Below are 20,218 nucleotides of genomic sequence, written 5' to 3'. Positions count from 1 at the left end.
TTGGTTTTTTAATCGTTTTGGGTTTCTCCAAATAATTGATAATTACCTGAAAATAAGCCTAAATCAAATATGTTAATTATTAAATTGTTGTCAAAATCGGCACGTGCATCAAATCCTGTATCGCCTGAAATTAAATTATATGTTCCAGAAAATATTCCTAAATCAAAAATATTGACAACATTGTCGTTATTTACATCACCAGCCAATAAGGCATCATTGTAGATTTCAATCGTGTTTTCAGTTACATTAATGGTTTTGACTCGTTGTAAATACAAAGGGTGTTTGACCAATACCTTGTATTCTCCTTGGCTTATGGAGGATGGTAATTCAATTTCACCCAAAGCGCTAGCAGACACATTGAAAGCGTATATTGGAGTTTCTAAATCACCCAAACTATAGAGATTAATATCATAATTACCACTGTAATCAGATCTCCCTTGAAGACTGACATTTAGTTGTAATGTAAATTCGGGAATTTCAACTGTAACTATTTGTTCACAAGAATCGGAAATATTACCAGAAGCATCTGTCGCAATCCAGGTGATTGTTGTATCGCCTAAAGGAAAAGCATCAGTCAGTTCCAATCCATCTGACCGTGTTCCAACTAAATCTATTTCGCTCTCACAATTATCAGTTACTAAAGGATTGGTGACGCTTACAAAAGCTTCAGCAGTACCCAGAGATACGGCCTCAATAAGAGTGTCAGGGCAGGTTATTTCAGGAGCTTCAATGTCATCAATTACGGTCCATAGAAAGTTAGTAGAAACGTCTAAACTTCCTGGTTTGCTTAAAGTAACGGTTACGTTATAAATACCATCACTATTGGGTCCACCTGTAACAGCCGTTTCATCAATAACGCCAAAAATCAATCCGTTGGTTGGCTCGATATCAATACCTAAAGGTTGACCACTTATGGAGTACACTAAATTATCGGCTGGATTTCCTCCAGAGCCTTCAGCTTGAAAATCGGATATTTCAAACTCACAATCTGATCTATCTGCAATAGGTTCTAAATTAAGTGCTGGATAGGTTATACCTAAAATTTCAATAGCATTTATAATCGGATTTTGTAATACATAAAGAAATTGAATATCCATAACACCATCAGTAATAACAACATTATTTTGAACCAATCCAGCAATTCTATGTCCAAATTCTTTAGAAGGGTCTAATCGTTCAATAACTTGATTATCCTCAATATTCACATTGAAAATGCGTTCATCAGGTTCTGAAGTGCCATTATATAAATTAGCAAAATATAAGTTTACTATATAATTCCCATTAGGTAGACTAATAGAATACGTTACTGGGAAATCGAGATCATTAGTACTTCGTTCAGAACGCATAATTTCTTCATATTCTGCTTGACTGATATAATCCGGAATAGAAATGTCTCGATCAGCATAAATAATTTCATCAATGGTAAATGGTGAACCAGATGACACCACGTATGAATTACCAGTAGTTGAGGTATTGGCCTCCCATTCAGGGCCACCATCGGAAGAAGGCACCATATCACCACCAGCATTTATCCTCACGATAGGTGAATAGATATCTGTTAGTTCTCCAATTAAATCAACAGCAGTAGGTGAATTGGCACCATTATGTATAACTTCAAGCGTAGCCGATTTTACTCCCAAAATATCATCGGAACTAAAATCAACAGGTACTTTAACTGAAGACCCCGGATTTAAATTAAAAGGAAGCTCAAAATCACTAGAAAATAAACTGGAGTCTGTTCCACTAAAACTTAAAGCCGTTATCGTTATAGGGCTATCCGTTGGACCTCCTTCATTATTAAGCGTCACAAATTTTGTGCGTTGTGAATTGTTTACGGGTGTTAAACCATAATTTAATGGATCTGGATTGATTGAGAGAACACCATCTAGATTTTCATATACTTCAATATAATCCCATGTGGCTGTAAATGGATTGGGTGTGGTGTCACTTCGTGATGTAGAGATGATACCAACAGCAAGTCCTTGATTGTCAGAATCGTCTAAAAAACTTGCAGGTAAAACCACTGGTGAACCCAAAAGGTTTAATGTTTGACCGCCGTCAATAGAATAGAACGGTTGAGCCGTGTTACTCGCCGGATCAACAGAAATGTATAAATTGATATCACTAGAATTTAAAATATTAGGGATATTATAACTTTCGTTAACTAGGATAATACCATTGTCTTCTAAAATAACTTGAAGACCGTTTAAAGCGTCTACATTTAGGGAGCCATTCATAAAAACCAACTTCAAATAATTGTCTTGGTCGCCAGTACCCAATTGGATACCATAACTTTGGTAATCTACAGGTGAATTTTGAGAACCTCCTGAACCAAAATATGGTGATTCAATTTTGGAATGAACTGTAAAAGGATTAGAATTCGAGTCAACATTTACACCAAACTGAAAACCATATTCTTGATTGTTAAATGCTCCAAAGGCGTCGCCTCCTGTGACATTATCTACAGTTGCTTTTCCCGCTGCTCCACCAAACGACATGCTTTCTTCATTGAATTGTGTTAAATAATCAGTGGTGCCACTGGGATCTACCATTAATCCTGTGAAGCCAAGCCCAAAGAAACCGGTGCCGGGATCATTATTCCAAAACGGATAATCAATAGGCAGATTGGTTGTTGTACCATTGTCAGGATCCAATGCAAAAGGGTCGTTAACATCTAGAATACCATCGTTGTCATCATCTGGATCATTTAAATCGGAAATAAAATCGCCATCATTATCTTTAGGCTTACTACTTTGTGAGCATGAGTTGGTATTATTATCAATTTCATCTTGATTGGTATAACCGTCTCCATCATTATCAGCATCAGGATCGTAGCCTATATCACCAGGTAACAGACAATTAATATCAGTCGGCTCAAAAATAGTGACACTGTTAGAGCCATAAGTGGCTGCCCAAACGGTTCCAGGAAAGATATCATCATCGCCTTGTGCGGTAACATCCAATGGCAAACTGCCAAAGCCGTTAAAAGTAGCTTCATATTCAAGTACTTCATCACCTGAAGCATTCAGCACATAACGATTAATATTACCATTAAATGAAGCTGTCAAGATATTACCTTGCATCAGGCCGCCAAAATTAGTTGCGGTATATTCAGTAATACCATTTGTTGAAGAATTTACACGAGCTAAAATATTATTTCTGGTACTTTCTACAGGTTCATCGCATAAAAACTCACCCAATTCTGGACGATCAGGAAAATCTGTTATGGTAAAACTAGAATTAAAATATCCTGAAGTTCCCGCAATCAATGTTTCTAAATCATAAGCATTGGTAGCAACCCATGACCCATCTACTTTTTCATAAGTAAAAATACCTGCTCTTGAGGGAAATGCTAGAATGGGAATGGGATGCCCACCATAATAGGTTTCATTGGCATCATTAATAGTTCCAACATAATGTAACGGGTCATTTATAATGGTACTACCGTTTTCATTTAATTCATTTTTTATATAATGGTTAATTGGATCATATGTTATCGTGCTTTCGTCACCTAGAAATGTATCCGTGGCATTGTCATAAATTCGCGGTAAACCACCCCAAAGCGAATTGGCACCATTGTCTGAAGTATAGATTTTGCCATTTTCAGCTATTACAACATCATAGGCATTTCTAAAGCCAGGAGCAAAAATTTGGAGGGGACCATTAGCTTCAGGGAATGCTTGGTTTAAACTATTGTTGCCGCCAAATGGGTCACCAATATCAATTGTTGCATTATACATGGGATGACCAACGGGATATGGGAATTCAGGATGCGTATTATCAATATCTGTTCGTGTTGGATCGTTTAATGTTGGTAAATCATATACATAATTGGAACCACTTCTGGGGTCGGTGTAAACAGGCATGCTTTCCAATTGAGTTAGATTGGCTATTAACATGGAACCCGAAAAGAAAAATTCAGGTGTTCCTGCAAAGTTATTACTCGGAGCTCCTTTATTCGTTTGCCCACCTTGAACAATCAATAAATAAGTGTTTCCATTTCTTTCAAACATATCCAAACCATTTACGGCGTGGTTTTCTTCACAGCGCGGTAATCCACGAATTAAATCGGTTTTTTCCCAAACACCATCAATTTTTTCCAATTTTGATAACATACTGGAGTTGGTGTCTAGATTGGTGTCATTCCCACCAGCACCACCACCTAAAAGATAATCGGATGAGGTGACATATACAATAGGATTTTCAGCTGTCCCAGCTGTCATAATGCCTGTTATTAGCCGTTGTTGACTTGGGTTAAAATTACCCTCATCATCATGATTGGGAATTCCAAAGCGGATATTAGTGATTTCTTCACTGTCAATAACTGTATAAGTTCCATCTCCAGCAACAGCATTATCACGTTCTATGGTATAAGCCCAAACAATGCCATTTTGTTGTGCTACATATAACCTGTCGTCTGGACCAAACTCCAAAGACGTAGGATTCAATACATTTTCATTTTGTAATCCTGTGGAACCAAAACTAATGGTTTGGGCAGCACTATTTATTGACAGAAATGTCAGTAGGATGAAGATAGCAACTTGAAAGTTGCTAATAATATTTGGTCGGCTTCTAAAAAATATCATTATAATAAATTTTCAATTATGCTATTAACCGAAAAATTTTGGAGAGGGAATTATAATGTAAAGTTAGTAATACAGTAGTAAGTAAATGAGTTATTTAACACTTATTCGATGTATGGAAAAAATATTAGTTATGCTGAAAAAAAGAGTCAAAAAAAGCCTTGAATAAACAAGGCTTATCTTACAATATTTTAATTTTGAAATTTATTCCACTAGAACCCAATCTCCTTTGGAAATTAAAGGTTCTGCTTGTTTGTATTTCAAGGTTTTGTTTTCACCACTCATCACATGTTTTATCGTCACACGGTCATTACGACCAATTTTAGGTTTGTCACGTACGATGGTTTCAACCACTTCAGGTTGTTTTTGAGTATTTCCAGCAGCACGATTTTGAGCAGCACGCTCATCCATGTTAGGTATTTCTTCTTTAGAAGTTTCTAATTTTTCCTTTTGACGGGTTTGGCGTGCTTCTTGAATAGTATTTTGGGTTTCTGTTGGTAATTCCCCTTTAAACAAGAAGGAAATAACATCTTTGTTGACCTGGTCAATCATACTTTTAAATAACTCAAAGGCCTCAAACTTATAAATTAGCAATGGATCTTTTTGCTCATGAACGGCTAATTGAACAGACTGTTTCAGTTCATCCATTTTGCGCAAATGTGTTTTCCAAGAGTCATCAACGATTGCCAGCGTAATATTCTTTTCAAAATCATTAATTAATTGTTTTCCATTGGTCTCGTAGGCCTTTTCTAAATCGGTAACAACTTGCAGGTTTTTTACACCATCGGTAAAAGGTACCACAATACGCTTAAATTTATCACGTTGTGTTTCATAGACATTCTTGATGACTGGGAATGCTATTTCGGCATTGCGTGTCATTTTTTCACGATAGTGTTCAAAGGCAGCTTTATATATTTTTCCTGCTAATTCCTGTACACCCAATTTTCCAAATTCAGCTTCAGTAATAGGCGAACTCATGGAGAAATAACGGATCAATTCAAACTCAAAATTCTTAAAGTCATTTGCAGCCTTGTTACTTTCAGCAATACCTTCAGAGGTGTCATAAATCATATTTGCTAAATCGACACGTAAGCGTTCCCCATGAAGTGCATGACGACGACGTTTGTAAACAACTTCACGCTGCGCGTTCATAACATCGTCATATTCTAACAATCGTTTACGTACACCAAAGTTGTTTTCTTCTACCTTTTTCTGAGCACGCTCAATCGATTTTGAAATCATGGAATGTTGAATCACTTCACCCTCTTGTAAGCCCATTCTATCCATCATTTTAGCAATACGTTCGCTACCAAATAAGCGCATTAAATTGTCTTCCAATGATACGTAGAATTGTGAGCTACCTGGGTCACCTTGACGGCCAGCACGACCACGTAACTGTCTATCCACACGACGCGAGTCATGACGTTCTGTACCAACAATAGCTAAACCGCCAGCTTCTTTGACGGCATCCGATAGTTTGATATCCGTACCACGACCCGCCATATTGGTGGCTATGGTCACTTGCCCTGAATTACCTGCTTCGGCAACAATTTCCGCTTCTTTTTTATGTTGCTTGGCATTCAATACGTTGTGAGGTATTTTGCGAATGCTCAACATTTTGCCTAGTAATTCAGATATTTCTACCGATGTTGTACCAATCAGTACAGGACGACCAGCTTGTGACAGTTGTGTAACTTCATCAATGACCGCATTATATTTTTCACGCTTGGTTTTATATACTAAATCCTCACGGTCATCACGGGCAATTGGCTTATTGGTTGGTATTTCAACAACATCCAATTTGTATATTTCCCAGAATTCACCCGCTTCAGTAACAGCAGTACCAGTCATACCTGAAAGCTTACGATACATTCTGAAATAATTTTGTAAGGTTACCGTAGCAAAAGTTTGCGTAGCATCTTCAATCTTAACATTTTCTTTAGCTTCAATTGCTTGATGTAGGCCATCACTATATCGGCGACCATCCATAATACGACCGGTTTGCTCATCTACAATCATAACCTTATTGTCCATCACCACATACTGGATGTCTTTTTCAAAAAGGGCATAGGCCTTAAGCAATTGGTTTAAGGTATGGATACGCTCTGATTTTACGCCAAAATCTCTAAATAATTCTTCTTTAAGATTGGCTTCTTCTTCTTTAGATAAGCCTTGCGATTCTATTTTGGCAATTTCCAAACCAATCTCTGGCATCACAAAAAAGTTCGGATCATCCTTACCCGATAGGAATTCAATTCCTTTATCGGTTAATTCAATCTGATTATTTTTTTCTTCAATGACATAGTATAATTCCGCATCAATCTTTGGCATTTCGCGGTTATTATCCTGCATGTAGAAGTTTTCGGTTTTTTGTAATAATTGCTTGATACCTTCCTCACTTAAAAACTTGATCAGGGCTTTGTTTTTTGGCATCCCACGATACACTCGTAATAATTGGAAACCACCTTCTTTGGTATCACCTTCAGCAATTAATTTTTTAGCTTCCGCCAAAACACCCGTCAAATATTTTCTCTGTACAGAGACAATATCATCAACTTTTGGCTTTAACTCGGTAAATTCATGACGATCACCTTGAGGGATTGGGCCTGAAATGATTAATGGTGTTCGTGCATCATCAATCAAAACCGAATCCACCTCATCGACAATGGCATAATGATGTGGACGTTGAACGAGATCATCTGGTGAATGCGCCATATTATCGCGTAAGTAGTCAAAACCAAATTCGTTATTGGTACCGTAAGTGATATCGGCTAAATAAGCTTTTTTACGCGCTGCCGAATTTGGTTGGTGATAATCAATACAATCTACACTTAATCCATGGAATTCAAAAATGGGAGCCATCCAAGCGCTATCACGTTTAGCAAGATAATCGTTAACCGTAACCAAATGCACACCACGACCTGCCAAAGCATTCAAATAAACGGGTAAGGTAGCAACCAATGTTTTACCTTCACCTGTTTGCATTTCAGCAATTTTTCCTTGGTGCATGGCAATACCACCAATGAGCTGTACGTCATAGTGAACCATATCCCAAGTAATTGGTTTTCCGGCCGCATCCCAAGAGTTAGCCCAAATAGCTTGATCATTATCAAGGGTCACATAATCTTTAGTCCCAGATATTTCACGGTCAAAGGTGTTGGCAGTTACTGAAATTTCTTTGTTATCAACAAAACGCTTGGCTGTTTCTTTGACAACCGCAAAGGCTTCAGGTAGAATATCATTTAAGACATCTTCAGTAATGGTATAAACCTCCTCTTTTATTTTATCTATTTCAAGATAAATATCTTCACGTTCATCAATGTCTTCGGTGTTTTCGGCTTGCTCTAATAGGGCGTCAATTTTCTCATTAAGTGGTTTGCGGGCTTCAGTAATTTTCTCTTTAAAGTAAGCTGTTTTGGCACGTAGTTCGTCATGTGATAATTGCTCAAGTGCCGTTTCAAATGTTTTTATTTGTTTGACTATAGGCATGATGGCACTGACATCTTGTTTGGATTTGTCACCAACAAATACCTTTAGTACGGAATTTAAAAAACTCATGTTTGTATGTTTAAGTTGAACTAGCTCTACGGCTAGCTATAAAATATAATTTAGTCTTTGAGAATTTGAGTCCTCAAAGATACGGTTGTATCCATCAATTAAATAATTATTAGACACAAAAAAAGCCTCTGACGAGACTTTCTTCTAGGCTTAATAAATATTAATATTCATCCTCATTCCAGAGGTAATCTTCGTCGGTTGGATAATCTGGCCAGATTTCCTGAATGGACTCATAAGAGTCACCCTCGTCTTCAATAGATTGTAGGTTTTCAACAACTTCCAAAGGTGCTCCTGTTCTAATTGAATAATCAATTAATTCATCTTTTGTTGCTGGCCAAGGCGCATCACTTAAATACGATGCCAATTCTAATGTCCAATACATTTGTAATTCGTTTTAATTTTTTGCAAAAATAAATTTTTAGTTTAAATAGGCAAGAAAAAAAACAATTTATTACACAATAATCTTAAGAACGTGTTTTTTACCATAATCTGTTTTAAAATAGTACAATCTTACGGCATTAAAATTCAAAAAGGCGATGATTTATTTTTTTTCAGGAATCCATTTAATTTCATCGGCCTGCAAGTCATGGGACAATTTCCGTGCCAATACAAAAAGATAGTCTGATAGTCGGTTTAAATACTTTAATGCCATAGGATCTATGGGCTCTAAATCGTTGAGAGCGGCAGCCAAACGTTCGGCTCTACGGCATACACAGCGGGCAATGTGACAGAATGACACAGTTTGATGGCCGCCTGGAAGTACAAAATGTGTCATGGGAGGTAAGGCATCATTCATCGTATCCATTTCCGTTTCTAAAAGGTTGATATTCTCTTCAGAGATTTTGGGAATATTTAAGCGTTCCTTACCACTTTTTAAAATGGCCTTTTCAGGGTCAGTTGCCAAAATAGCTCCAACCGTAAACAAACGATCTTGAATATGAATAATAATGTCTTTATAATGTTGATGGATGTCTTGGTCACGAATCAGTCCCAAGTGTGAATTTAATTCATCAACAGTACCATAACTGTCAATACGAATATGATGTTTGGGAACGCGTGTGCCACCGAATAAAGCTGTGGTTCCAGCATCGCCAGTTTTAGTGTAAATTTTCATCAGGTAGTTATTATTGATTTAGTGGACAGATGTAATTCGCTATTAGTAATTTGATAAGAGATATTAATCTGCAATGCTCATTTCATAGCAACAAAGTTAAGGGTTATCTGTTATTGAACAATGCGTTTACACACGAATTTTAAAATGCTCTTTGGCTTGTTCCTTTCTAAAAAAAACAAATCCCCAAAAATAGGTGTCAATAGTAACCGTTACTTCGGGATGTTGTTTGATGGTTTCCCATGCTTCCGTCATGCCTTTAGACCAATAAATGTCATCAAAAATAAACACACTATTATTATTAGCCGTTGGTAATAATTCATTAAAATAATGTAAGGTGGCTTCTTTGGTATGGTTGCCATCAAAAAAGATTAGGTCAAACGTGTTGGATTTCAATTGATTGAGGTGTGTTATAAAATCACCTACTAAAAAGGTGACATTTTCAGAATCTTGAAATTGTTTTTTGGTAAAGTCCGAAATATTGGCACAACCTTCAATGGTGGTAATTTGGGATTTTGGTTGGCCCAATGTCAAAGCATTGGTGGCAATACCCAATGAAGTCCCTAATTCTAAAATGTTATCGGGTTTAAGATATTGTGCTAATCTAAAAAGTAGTTTACTACGCTTTAAAGATGTGCCAGACGTTCTAGTTATTTCTGAAATTTGCCGCTCTTGGGAATTGTTTGTTTTGGATCCAGGACCTAAATCCGTTATGAAAATGAGGCTATCATTTTTCAATAGATGATTTCTGTAGGCAATTAATTTTGAGTAATCAGCATATTTGGTTTTGTCATAAAAACATTTGGTAACCAAATCATAGACAAAAGGGGAGTGTACGCCATGTTGATTCGTGGAAGCCATTAAAAACTTGAAGTATGACCAGATCGAATACCACATCTTTAATCTTCCATTTTAGAGGTGAGTTCAAACCAGCGTAATTCCTTTTCTTCAATCTCGTCAATGATTTCCTGAAGTTTATGTGATAGCTCGGTTACTTGATCAGGATTTAAATCCGGATTGTTAAAAGCTTTTTCTAGTTCTTTTTTGTCGTATTCTAAACTATTTAATTTGCTTTCAATGTTTTTATATTCTTTCTGTTCATTATAAGATAGGGCATTGTTGCTATCCTTTTTCCACTGCTTTTTATCCTTTTTGGAGGTTTCCACTATTTCAAGTTCTTGACTATCCTCATAAATCCTGAAATCTGAATAATTCCCGGGGAAATCATCAATAACACCATCACCGCGAAACACTAAAAGATGATCCACTATTTTATCCATAAAGTAGCGGTCATGCGATACGACTATCAGGCAACCAGGGAAATCCAACAAGAAATTTTCCAAGACATTTAGCGTCACGATATCCAGATCGTTAGTGGGCTCATCCAAAATTAAAAAATTGGGGTTTTGAATTAATACGGTACATAGATACAGCCGTTTACGTTCACCACCACTTAATTTTTCAACAAAATCATATTGCTTTTTTCTATCGAATAAGAATCGCTCCAATAATTGTTGGGCACTAATCTGTCTCCCTTTTTTAAGTGGAATGTAATCCCCATATTCTCTAATGACTTCAATGACCTTTTGATCGGGTTTAATGGTAATTCCAGATTGGGTATAATATCCAAATTTTACCGTTTCGCCTGTAATTACTTTACCGGAGTCTGGTTGGGCGCTTTGAGTAAGAATATTTAAAAAGGTTGATTTTCCTGTGCCATTTTTGCCAATGATTCCAATCCGTTCGCCTTTTTTAAAGGTATAATTAAACTTATCGAGAATGGTTTTGTCCTTGAATCGTTTTGAAACATGATGCAGTTCTAATATTTTACTTCCCAGACGTTCCATATTGAGTTCCAATTGAACCTCATGGTCTTTTCGGCGTTGGTGCGCCCGATGTTTAATGTCATGGAAATCGTCAATTCGGGATTTGGATTTGGTGGTTCGTGCTTTCGGTTGGCGTCGCATCCAATCCAATTCTTTTTTAAACAATTGTTTAGCCTTTCCAGTTTCAACGGCTTCGCGTTCAATTCTAGCTTGTCGTTTATCTAAATAATAAGAGTAATTGCCCTTATAGGCATACAATTCACCGTGGTCCAACTCGATTATTTCGTTACAGACTCGTTCCAAAAAATACCGATCATGGGTCACCATAAATAGAGTGATTTGTTCTTTGGCAAAGAATGACTCCAGCCATTCAATCATTTCCAGATCCAAATGGTTGGTGGGCTCATCTAAAATTAGTAAGTCTGGTTTTTTAAGTAGTGCATTGGCTAATGCCAGACGTTTTTTCTGACCACCAGATAAGGTACTGATTTTTTGTTGGAGATTGTCCAATTTCAGTTGAAACAATATCTGCTTGTATTGGGTTTCAAAATCCCAGGCCTGGTGCCTATCCATATTATCAAAAGCTTTTTGATAGGCTTCTGTATTGTCAGGGTTTTCCAAGGCTTTTTCATAGTCTTTGATAATGCCCAATATGGGGTTTTTAGTGTCAAAAACAGCCTCTTCTACAGTGAGCTTGCTATCCAATTCGGGTTCTTGAGCTAGAAAGGCCGTTGTGATATCATTCCTGAAAATAATTTGCCCAGAATCTGGGGTGTCTTTTCCTGATAGGATATTAAGAATGGATGTTTTGCCCGTTCCATTCTTGGCTACAAAGGCGATTTTTTGGTCCTTGTGAATGGAAAAAGATAGGTTTTCAAACAGCGTTAATTCGCCATAAGATTTCGAAATATTTTCAACAGTAACGTAGTTCAACGGGTCTTTTTTGCAAATAACGTAAAAAAACCAAAATTTAAACGATTAGTTTTGATATTCCTACTGAAAGGCTATATTTGTGAACAAACTTGAGCCCTCGATATGAAGCAATTGCATATTCTTTTAATACTTGTTTTTTCTCTTTTTGTGTCGTCCTGTATTCCTAACAAAGATTTAGTGTATTTGCAGAATAAGGAACAAGCAGCAGATAGCACATTGGCCATAACCGAAAAGCAAAAGCCTTATCGGGTTCAAATAAATGACATATTGAATATTAGAGTCAAGGTTTTAGACCAAGATAACGTGCAGATTTTTAATCCAGTGGGAGAAGAAAACTTGAATATGGATACTGATCAGCGTGCTTTTTTTGATGGGTTTACTGTTGATTTACATGGGAATATTAGAATTCCTATTTTGGGAGAGATCAATGTGTTAGGATATACTACTGAAGAGATTGAAAAGTTGTTGAGCGAAAAATTATTAAACGACCATTTTAAAGAAACTGCCAATATTTTTGTGTCTGTAAAATTAACTGGGCTACGTTACACAGTTAATGGTGAGGTTTCTTCTCCAGGAACCAATACCTTGTACCAACCAAGAGTTAATATTTTTGAGGCCTTGGCTAATGTTGGTGATATTGAAATGACAGGAAATAGAGAGGATGTTTTAATTATTAGACAATACCCACAAGGTCAAAAGATACATCACTTAAATTTGTTGGATGTTGCTGTTATGGAGTCTCCCTATTATTACATTCAACCCAATGACATTATTTATGTCAAACCATTAAGACAAAAGTCTTGGGGATTTGGAACGACTGGCCGAGAAACCATTATTACCGTTGTGAGTATTATATCCCTTTTAACGACTTCTTTGTTGTTAATTGACAGATTAAAATAAATATGAGTGAAAATCAGTCTGAATTAGAGCTTTCGGAAAGAAATCAAGTTACTTTTGATTTTAAGGGATACTTATTTAAGGTTCTAAACCTATGGAAATTTGTTCTGCTATGTATTGGCTTTGCTTTGATTATAGCTTATTTGATTAATGTTAGAAAACAGAATGTTTATAAATTAAGTTCGCTTATTTCAGTAGAGAATGATCAAAATCCCTTTTTTACGGCTAATACGAGTATTTCATTTAACTGGGGCGGTGTTTCTGGAAAAGTTGGTAAAACCATTACGACTTTAAAGACTCGCACCCATAATGAGAAAGTTGTTGATTCTCTTCAATTTTTCATGGATTATTTGGTGGAAGGTAAGTATCACAAAGAAGATATTTACAAGCAGGCGCCATTTGTTGTTGATTTAAATATGTCAGGTAATCAGGTTTTAAATCATCCTCTGGGAATTCGTTTTTTAAAAGATTCCCAGTTTGAAATATTTACAACTTTTGAATCTAATACCAGAAAAGCCCAAATTTATGATTCTAAAGAAGTTTCTACTATCTCGGTACCGGTAGGGGAATTTAAACAACGATTTAAGTTTGGAGAGCCTATTGAATTGCCCTTTTTGAATGCCACTATCCAGTTGAGGAATCCTGAAGGCAGGCTTCCCAGGCCTCAATCAGAATTTTTTATAAAGTTTAGTAGTTTTGATGCCGTGGTAAACCACTATCAAACTAGAATGATTGTAACCACTTTTAATGCCAATGCCTCTTCGGTATTGCAGCTTTCTCTAGCTGGTCTAAATAAATCCAAAATAGTTGATTATTTGAATACAACTGCTGCTATTTTGAGCCGTTCGGAATTGGAACGTAAAAACCTCTATGCCTCTAATACCATTAAATTTATTGATAGTACTTTAAGTGCGGTTAATGCAGATTTGAGTGATTTTAATGACGAAATGAACGCCTTTAGGAAATCGAACAAAGTCTTTAATATTGACGCCGAGATGACGGAAGTTTCCTCAAAACTCAAAGATTTTGAGAGGCAGAAAGAGGAAGAACGGATTAAGTTGGATTATCTGAACTTATTAGAGACGTATTTAAATACCAAAACTGATTATACCAATATTGCTGCGCCAACATCTGTTGGGATTGAAGAACCAAATATACTCAACAGCGTCAGAACCATCACAACCTTGGCTATTGAAAGGCAAAACATGGAGTACACTACCCGAGAGGGTTCTGATTTGTTTAAGGATTTGGACAGGCGAATAGAGGCTGAAAAGCAAGTTTTGTTGGAGACCATTAGCTCTACCAAAAGTACTATAAACACCTTAATGAATTCTATCAACAAAAATATTGCCAGTTTAGAGAATAAGTTAAGTGGCCTACCTGAAGACCAACAGCAATATCTTCGGATTCAACGGAAATTGGATATTAGTCAAGAGGCTTATGATTTGTATTTGGCTAAACGCGGTGAAGCAGCCATTGTGAAGGCTGCCAATATTTCTGACATTACGATAGTTGACGAAGCAAAAGATATTGGTGGGGGTAAAATAGGTCCTAATACATCGTTGAATTATATGATGGGTTTGATGATGGGCTTTTTTATACCGATGTTTTTAATTTTTATTGTTTTTTTATTGGATACCACCATTCATGGTTCTGATGAAATTCAACAACTGTCTAACATACCAATTTTAGGTCTTATAGGTAAATATCGCTATCATAACAATTTAGTGGTATTTGAAAAGCCAAAATCGGCTGTTGCTGAATCGTTTCGATCTATACGCTCCAGTTTGCAATTTAATTTAAACAAAAACCCTAAAGCTGGTGGACGCACCATAATGGTGACATCATCGGTGAGTGGAGAAGGAAAGACTTTTACTTCCATTAATATTGCAACTGTTTATGCCTTGTCCGGTAAAAAGACCATATTGCTTGGACTGGATTTGCGAAAGCCTAAAATATTTGATGACTTTGAACTAACCAATGATACAGGCATTGTTAATTATCTTATAGGTGAGGCTGATTTTGAATCCGTAAACAATAAAACCCACATCGATAATCTGTATGTTGTGCCAGCAGGTCCTATACCGCCCAATCCATCCGAGCTCCTGATGAGTGAACGTATGGATACGTTATTAGCCCAATTACGAGAGACTTACGATATTATTGTATTGGATACACCGCCTTTAGGGTTGGTGACTGATGCTCTAGAATTGGTTAAATATGCTGATACCTCTGTTTTTATGGTTCGTTTGGATTACACGAAAAAGGGCATGCTGCAACTCATCAATGCTAAATACCGCGCTGGAGAAATTAAAAATATTAGTTTTGTGCTCAATTTCTACAAGCATAAAACCAATCATAATTATGGCTATGGCTATGGCTACGGATATGGTTATGGTTATGGTTATGGTGTTTACGGTAATGCTTACCATGAAAATGGTAAACGCAGTACCTGGAAGAAATTCACCGATTTTATAAAACGTATATAAACTTAAAGAACACTATTACCCCAAAATAAACATGCAAACACAAAAAATAGCCATTATTGGTTTAGGATATGTTGGACTCCCATTGGCCGTTGAATTTGCCAAGAAGTATCCCGTTGTTGGTTTTGATATTAATACCAAACGTGTTGGAGAACTCAAAAATGGTATAGACCGTACATTGGAGGTAGAACAATCTGAATTACAATCCGTATTGACAGATGACATTGGAAATGCTGGTTTGTGCATTTCGGAGGCTGTGGCTGACTTGGAACAGTCTAATGTATACATTATTACAGTTCCAACACCAACCGATGAACTAAACAAGCCCATTTTTACTCCACTTGTAAAAGCTAGCGAGACAATTGGCAGGGTACTTAAAAAAGGCGATATTGTCATTTACGAATCTACCGTTTATCCGGGGGTTACCGAGGATATTTGTGTGCCGATATTGGAATCGGTTTCCGGATTGACATTCAATTCCGATTTTTATGCTGGCTATTCGCCCGAACGTATTAATCCAGGTGATAAAACCCATACCGTTACCAAGATACTAAAAGTGACTTCTGGCTCTACGCCGGAAATTGCAGACGTGGTAGATAATTTATATAAATCGATTATTACAGCTGGTACTCATAAGGCACCTTCAATAAAGGTAGCTGAAGCTGCCAAAGTGATTGAAAATTCGCAACGGGATATCAATATTGCTTTTGTAAACGAGTTGTCCAAAATCTTTAGATTGTTGGATATTGACACCCAAGCAGTATTAGAAGCAGCAGGTACCAAATGGAACTTTATCAAGTTTACACCAGGTTTGGTTGGCGGCCACTGTATAGGTGTTGATCCCTATTATTTGGCTCAAAAAGCCATTGAAAGTGGTTATAATCCTGAAATTATTTTGGCAGGCCGTAAAATGAATGATAGCATGGGAGGCTATGTGGCTACTGAAACGGTAAAAATGATGATAAAAAAGGGTGCTACTATAAAAGGTTCCAAGGTTTTGGTCTTGGGTATTACTTTTAAGGAGAATTGCCCGGACATACGTAATTCAAGAGCCATTGACATTATTAGAGAATTTGAAACGTATCACGTTCAAGTTGATGTATATGATCCATGGGCTTCTAAAGAAGAGGTAAAGGATGAGTATGGCTTTGAATTGTTGACTGATGCTAATGATTTAGCTGATAGTTATGATGGCATTGTTTTGGCAGTTAGTCATAATGAATTTTTAGAATTGGATATTAAAAAACTAAAATCTGAAACTGGTGTTGTGTTTGACGTTAAGTCTTTACTTCCTAGAGATTTAGTAGATGCTAGATTATAATGAATAAAGCCCAATACCATCATAAAGATTTATCAACTTATAGCTTTTTAGTTACTGGAGGCGCTGGTTTTATTGGTGCTAATCTGGTTGGTTATCTTTTGAAACATGGCGCGCAAAAAGTGCGCGTGCTTGATGATTTTTCCAATGGCTATAAAGAAAATTTAAGCGAGTTTATGGACCATCCTTCCTTTGAACTTGTTGAAGGTGATATCCGTGATTTGAATACTTGTCACAAAGCTATGAAGGGTATGGACTATGTGAGCCATCAAGCAGCTTTGGGATCTGTGCCACGGTCTATTAATGACCCTGCAACAACCAATGCGGTTAACATTACGGGTTTTTTAAATATGATGATTGCCTTAAAGGATTCCAATTCTGTAAAGCGCATGGTTTATGCGGCTTCCAGTTCGACTTATGGTGATAGTCCAACCTTACCCAAAATAGAAGACACTATTGGCAAACCTTTGTCTCCTTATGCGGTTACTAAATATGTGAACGAATTGTATGCTGATGTCTTTGGAAAAACATACGGGACTGATGTGGTAGGATTGCGCTATTTTAATGTATTTGGGCCTAAACAGAGTCCCAACGGTGCTTATGCAGCGGTTATTCCCCTTTTTATGCAAGCACTAAAGGACAATCAGTCGCCCAAAATTAATGGCGATGGCGAACAAACCCGCGATTTTACCTATGTTGATAATGCCGTTCAAGCCAATATTAAAGGCTTTTTTGCCAGTGAGAAAGCCCGTAATCAGGTTTTTAATGTGGCCTGTGGCGAACGTATTACCGTAAACTATTTATGGGAATCGTTACAACAGGCTGTCCATTCCGATTTGAAAGCCATTTATGGACCGCCTCGCCAAGGGGATGTTCGTGATAGCTTGGCTGATATTTCTAAAGCGCAAGACCTATTGGGCTATGATCCGCAGGTTTCCGTGAGAGAGGGGTTGCAATTGACTTGGGAGTTTTTCAATAGTTTGTAGTTGTGAGTTTGTAGTTGTTAGTGGGTAGTTTTGAGTTTGTAGTTGATAGTATTTTTTAGTTGAGAGGATTTAAAGTATAAAAAAAGCGGATATTTTGGTATCCGCTTTTTCTTTTGTTTGGTACTAGTTTACAATATATCAATTAATTGCAGGGCATTGTAGGTGCCATTGTTTAATGCGTATTGTATGCCGTTTACTTCTTGAAAGAATGCTACTTTTAAGAAGTAGAGTTGATTACCTGCTCCTGCTGGTACTGCGGCAGGTGTTAGCACAACGGGTGTAAGCGTGTTGTTAATGGGCGTGTTAAAAATAGGACTTAGCTGTAGGTCTTTGACGTTTGTTGCAAAGTCTAAATTTAAAAAGCCAGCTTCCAAGCTTACGTGTGTTGCTCCTTCTGGGCTGGTGAGGTTTTGACTGGGTACAAAATCCGGAATGTCAATTTCTCCCGTAGCCGTGTTTAATGTAAAATCGGTTAATAATACACTGCTTAAAATGGCATTTACGTTGAAGTTAAAACCATTTAATGTCAATCTGCCAGCTGCGGTTGTTAGGCCGGTAGCCACATTTCTTTCACCACGTGGTGATGTGGTATCTGCGTCTTTTACACGGGTCATAGTTTGTGTTAAACGCGGTGTTACCAAATCGTCCTTGGCGTCAGTCAAGAGGTTGAGAATTGCCCGTCGCAATTGTTTACCACTTGTAGCGGCATGACCGAACTCTGCACCGTTTTCGCGGGTTCTAATAAAAGCTGGGTCGTTTTTGATCCGGTTGGCGCTTATTGCGCTTTTGGTTTTCACCAAATACCCTTCCTTACCTTTGTAAAAGGTCAAATCGTCCAGGGTTCCTTCGATTTTGATAAAGCTTTTTAATTTAGCCATAATCTTAAAGTTTGTGAAACTGCATTTTTTTATTGCAGCTTCTGGTTAATAATTACTGGTACCTGATTTGGGGCTTTTTGTTGTAGTATTTCAAGTTTTTGACTTGCTGTTTACCTACGATAGCCGAGGTTACCTATGGACAATATCGTGCGTTATTGTTTTAACTGTATTTCAAATCTGTTGTTTTTGCCTGAATCTGTTGTTTTTGTTGTTTTCTGCTGTTTTTGTCTGTTTCTGTTGTTTATGGCGTTTTCTGCTGTTTTTGCTCATTTCTGTTGAAATGCCCTTCGCATACACTAGCCATACCTTAGCCATACTCTAGCTATGCCTTTTCTATACCGTAAATAGGTTTTTTTTGACTTGCAGATTTCTGAAAAAAAGATTAATATTGATAGTGATTGATTATTGAATAATTGATTGCTTCTCCTTAACTGAACAATTCATAGTGATGTTTATTCGTTTTCTAAACTATCACTGTTATGAACAGAATTTGTATTTACACCCAAGATGTTATTTTTTTAACTGGCCGTAGTGAGAGTTATGCTCGTGACCTTTTGCGAGACATTAGATTACTTCATAAAAAAGAACGTTTTCAGGTTGTGACCATTACGGAGTTTTGTGATTATTTGGGCTTGCCTTATGATACAGTTTATAAAAGTATTAATGGCATTCATGATCCATAAACATTTTTAGGTCTTTATACGGTTATATTCCACTCATTATAATTTCTTAAGACTATGCGTGATTTTCAAGCATTTTGGGATTATTTTTCTGAACATGGTGAGACTTTTTACCATTTGCAATCGCTGCCCGATAGCGAAAATGCTTACTATTTTAATACACTTACGAGCTTGTTGGAGGCTATTGGGCCTACATTGAGCTGTGTTATGAAGTTTGCCAGCAAGGAGCGTACTTATGCCGAATTGGTATTGACAACCCATGGGCGTGCGGAAGGGGTTATATTGATTCGGAATTTGATGCAAGTGGCTCCTGTTATTCCGAATTGGAAGATTACGGCATTTATTCAGCCTGTTATTGATGTTGATGCTATTGCTGACCGTACAGACCCGCCTTATCAGTTTGAAGGACTTACTTTAAAGGCCAGTGATATTGTTTGGATGCCAGACTCTTATGATGACAAAACAGACAAGCATTGTTTGTTGTTTGGTTTTACGAATTTGGCTTCTACACTGATGTCTTACCCCTTGGAAACGGTTACTGATTATGTGTTGTGGATTTTAATGGATTTTTTGGGTGAGCTGGTAGTGTGCCAAAAGATAAGTGGTTTTGAGTTTTATTTTTCAAAACCGAATATGGATGATGGTTGGCTTGGGCTTGAGGATTTGCCGGTTTACTTAGATGGGGGTTGGTAGTTGGGAGTTGTTGGTTTTTAATAGATACTGAATCACATTCAGGATGACAGAGGTGATTAGTCATAACTATATATTTAAATTATTGTATTTGTGAATGCTTCGCATTTGCCATGCTCTTACCTCAATTGCAGGCGTAAGGTCTGTACAGGAGCAATATCATTGTAGAATTTAGGATGGCAAGGGATGTTATTTATTCTTTTTTATGCACAAAAAAGAACCAAAAAGTGCCTTTACTGTCGGTAGGCATTTCACCTACGGTGAACCAAGCC

At 37.1% G+C, this 20,218-nt stretch carries 13 protein-coding genes; 6 read left to right on the top strand and 7 right to left on the bottom strand.

Features of this window, described 5'->3' with window-relative positions:
• Positions 1–8: 8 nt before the first annotated feature.
• The 6 genes from C1T31_RS13565 to C1T31_RS13540 all read right to left on the bottom strand — a co-directional run bounded on the left by C1T31_RS13565 (position 9) and on the right by C1T31_RS13540 (position 12,011).
• Positions 9–4,586 (bottom strand): malectin domain-containing carbohydrate-binding protein, encoded by a 4,578-nt coding sequence (locus C1T31_RS13565; protein ID WP_103053059.1) that lies wholly within the window; start codon positions 4,584–4,586, stop codon positions 9–11.
• A gap of 201 nt (positions 4,587–4,787) precedes the next feature.
• Positions 4,788–8,141: a preprotein translocase subunit SecA gene (secA, locus tag C1T31_RS13560; protein ID WP_103053058.1), complete on the bottom strand. Its 3,354-nt coding sequence runs from the start codon at positions 8,139–8,141 to the stop codon at positions 4,788–4,790.
• A 160-nt stretch (positions 8,142–8,301) separates the two neighbouring features.
• Complete coding sequence (locus tag C1T31_RS13555; protein ID WP_008637498.1) at positions 8,302–8,523, bottom strand: DUF2795 domain-containing protein; 222 nt, start codon at positions 8,521–8,523, stop codon at positions 8,302–8,304.
• 159 nt (positions 8,524–8,682) lie between these two features.
• Positions 8,683–9,255 (bottom strand): cob(I)yrinic acid a,c-diamide adenosyltransferase, encoded by a 573-nt coding sequence (locus C1T31_RS13550; protein ID WP_103053057.1) that lies wholly within the window; start codon positions 9,253–9,255, stop codon positions 8,683–8,685.
• A 126-nt stretch (positions 9,256–9,381) separates the two neighbouring features.
• On the bottom strand, positions 9,382–10,113 hold the full coding sequence (locus tag C1T31_RS13545; RefSeq protein ID WP_243398958.1) for an O-methyltransferase: 732 nt from the start codon (positions 10,111–10,113) through the stop codon (positions 9,382–9,384).
• A 38-nt stretch (positions 10,114–10,151) separates the two neighbouring features.
• Positions 10,152–12,011, bottom strand: a complete 1,860-nt coding sequence (locus C1T31_RS13540) for an ABC-F family ATP-binding cassette domain-containing protein (RefSeq protein ID WP_103053055.1) — start codon at positions 12,009–12,011, stop codon at positions 10,152–10,154.
• Positions 12,012–12,113: 102 nt separating this feature from the next.
• On the opposite strand from C1T31_RS13540, the gene C1T31_RS13535 reads away from it, so the two are divergent.
• From C1T31_RS13535 to C1T31_RS13520, 4 genes are read left to right on the top strand one after another with little or no spacing between them, the layout of a single operon-like run.
• Positions 12,114–12,911, top strand: a complete 798-nt coding sequence (locus C1T31_RS13535) for a polysaccharide biosynthesis/export family protein (RefSeq protein WP_103053054.1) — start codon at positions 12,114–12,116, stop codon at positions 12,909–12,911.
• Between the two features lie 2 nt (positions 12,912–12,913).
• Positions 12,914–15,397 (top strand): exopolysaccharide transport family protein, encoded by a 2,484-nt coding sequence (locus C1T31_RS13530; protein ID WP_103053053.1) that lies wholly within the window; start codon positions 12,914–12,916, stop codon positions 15,395–15,397.
• A gap of 31 nt (positions 15,398–15,428) precedes the next feature.
• Positions 15,429–16,715 carry a nucleotide sugar dehydrogenase gene (locus C1T31_RS13525; RefSeq protein ID WP_103053052.1) on the top strand — a complete coding sequence of 429 codons (1,287 nt, stop codon included), beginning with the start codon at positions 15,429–15,431 and terminating at the stop codon, positions 16,713–16,715.
• Positions 16,715–17,698 (top strand): SDR family oxidoreductase, encoded by a 984-nt coding sequence (locus tag C1T31_RS13520; RefSeq protein WP_103053051.1) that lies wholly within the window; start codon positions 16,715–16,717, stop codon positions 17,696–17,698. The genes C1T31_RS13525 and C1T31_RS13520 overlap by 1 nt, the downstream gene beginning before the upstream one ends.
• Positions 17,699–17,826: 128 nt before the next feature.
• Here C1T31_RS13520 and C1T31_RS13515 read toward each other — a convergent pair whose 3' ends face one another.
• Positions 17,827–18,576, bottom strand: a complete 750-nt coding sequence (locus C1T31_RS13515) for a hypothetical protein (protein ID WP_103053050.1) — start codon at positions 18,574–18,576, stop codon at positions 17,827–17,829.
• Between the two features lie 479 nt (positions 18,577–19,055).
• On the opposite strand from C1T31_RS13515, the gene C1T31_RS13510 reads away from it, so the two are divergent.
• Positions 19,056–19,259, top strand: a complete 204-nt coding sequence (locus C1T31_RS13510) for a hypothetical protein (protein WP_103053049.1) — start codon at positions 19,056–19,058, stop codon at positions 19,257–19,259.
• Between the two features lie 54 nt (positions 19,260–19,313).
• Positions 19,314–19,949, top strand: coding sequence for a hypothetical protein (locus tag C1T31_RS13505; RefSeq protein ID WP_103053048.1), 636 nt, complete (start codon positions 19,314–19,316; stop codon positions 19,947–19,949).
• Positions 19,950–20,218 lie beyond the last annotated feature (269 nt).

The sequence above is a fragment of the Hanstruepera neustonica genome (assembly GCF_002895005.1).
Lineage (GTDB): Bacteria > Bacteroidota > Bacteroidia > Flavobacteriales > Flavobacteriaceae > Hanstruepera > Hanstruepera neustonica.
This window is presented reverse-complemented; position numbering and strand designations above follow the sequence as displayed.

Coding starts and splice junctions, on each gene's coding strand:
- C1T31_RS13565 (WP_103053059.1), bottom strand. CDS start 4,586: ATGATATTTTTTAGAAGCCGACCAAATATTATTAGCAACTTTCAAGTT.
- C1T31_RS13555 (WP_008637498.1), bottom strand. CDS start 8,523: ATGTATTGGACATTAGAATTGGCATCGTATTTAAGTGATGCGCCTTGG.
- C1T31_RS13525 (WP_103053052.1), top strand. CDS start 15,429: ATGCAAACACAAAAAATAGCCATTATTGGTTTAGGATATGTTGGACTC.
- C1T31_RS13535 (WP_103053054.1), top strand. CDS start 12,114: ATGAAGCAATTGCATATTCTTTTAATACTTGTTTTTTCTCTTTTTGTG.
- C1T31_RS13505 (WP_103053048.1), top strand. CDS start 19,314: ATGCGTGATTTTCAAGCATTTTGGGATTATTTTTCTGAACATGGTGAG.
- C1T31_RS13520 (WP_103053051.1), top strand. CDS start 16,715: ATGAATAAAGCCCAATACCATCATAAAGATTTATCAACTTATAGCTTT.
- C1T31_RS13510 (WP_103053049.1), top strand. CDS start 19,056: ATGAACAGAATTTGTATTTACACCCAAGATGTTATTTTTTTAACTGGC.
- C1T31_RS13515 (WP_103053050.1), bottom strand. CDS start 18,576: ATGGCTAAATTAAAAAGCTTTATCAAAATCGAAGGAACCCTGGACGAT.
- C1T31_RS13545 (WP_243398958.1), bottom strand. CDS start 10,113: ATGGCTTCCACGAATCAACATGGCGTACACTCCCCTTTTGTCTATGAT.
- secA (WP_103053058.1), bottom strand. CDS start 8,141: ATGAGTTTTTTAAATTCCGTACTAAAGGTATTTGTTGGTGACAAATCC.
- C1T31_RS13550 (WP_103053057.1), bottom strand. CDS start 9,255: ATGAAAATTTACACTAAAACTGGCGATGCTGGAACCACAGCTTTATTC.
- C1T31_RS13530 (WP_103053053.1), top strand. CDS start 12,914: ATGAGTGAAAATCAGTCTGAATTAGAGCTTTCGGAAAGAAATCAAGTT.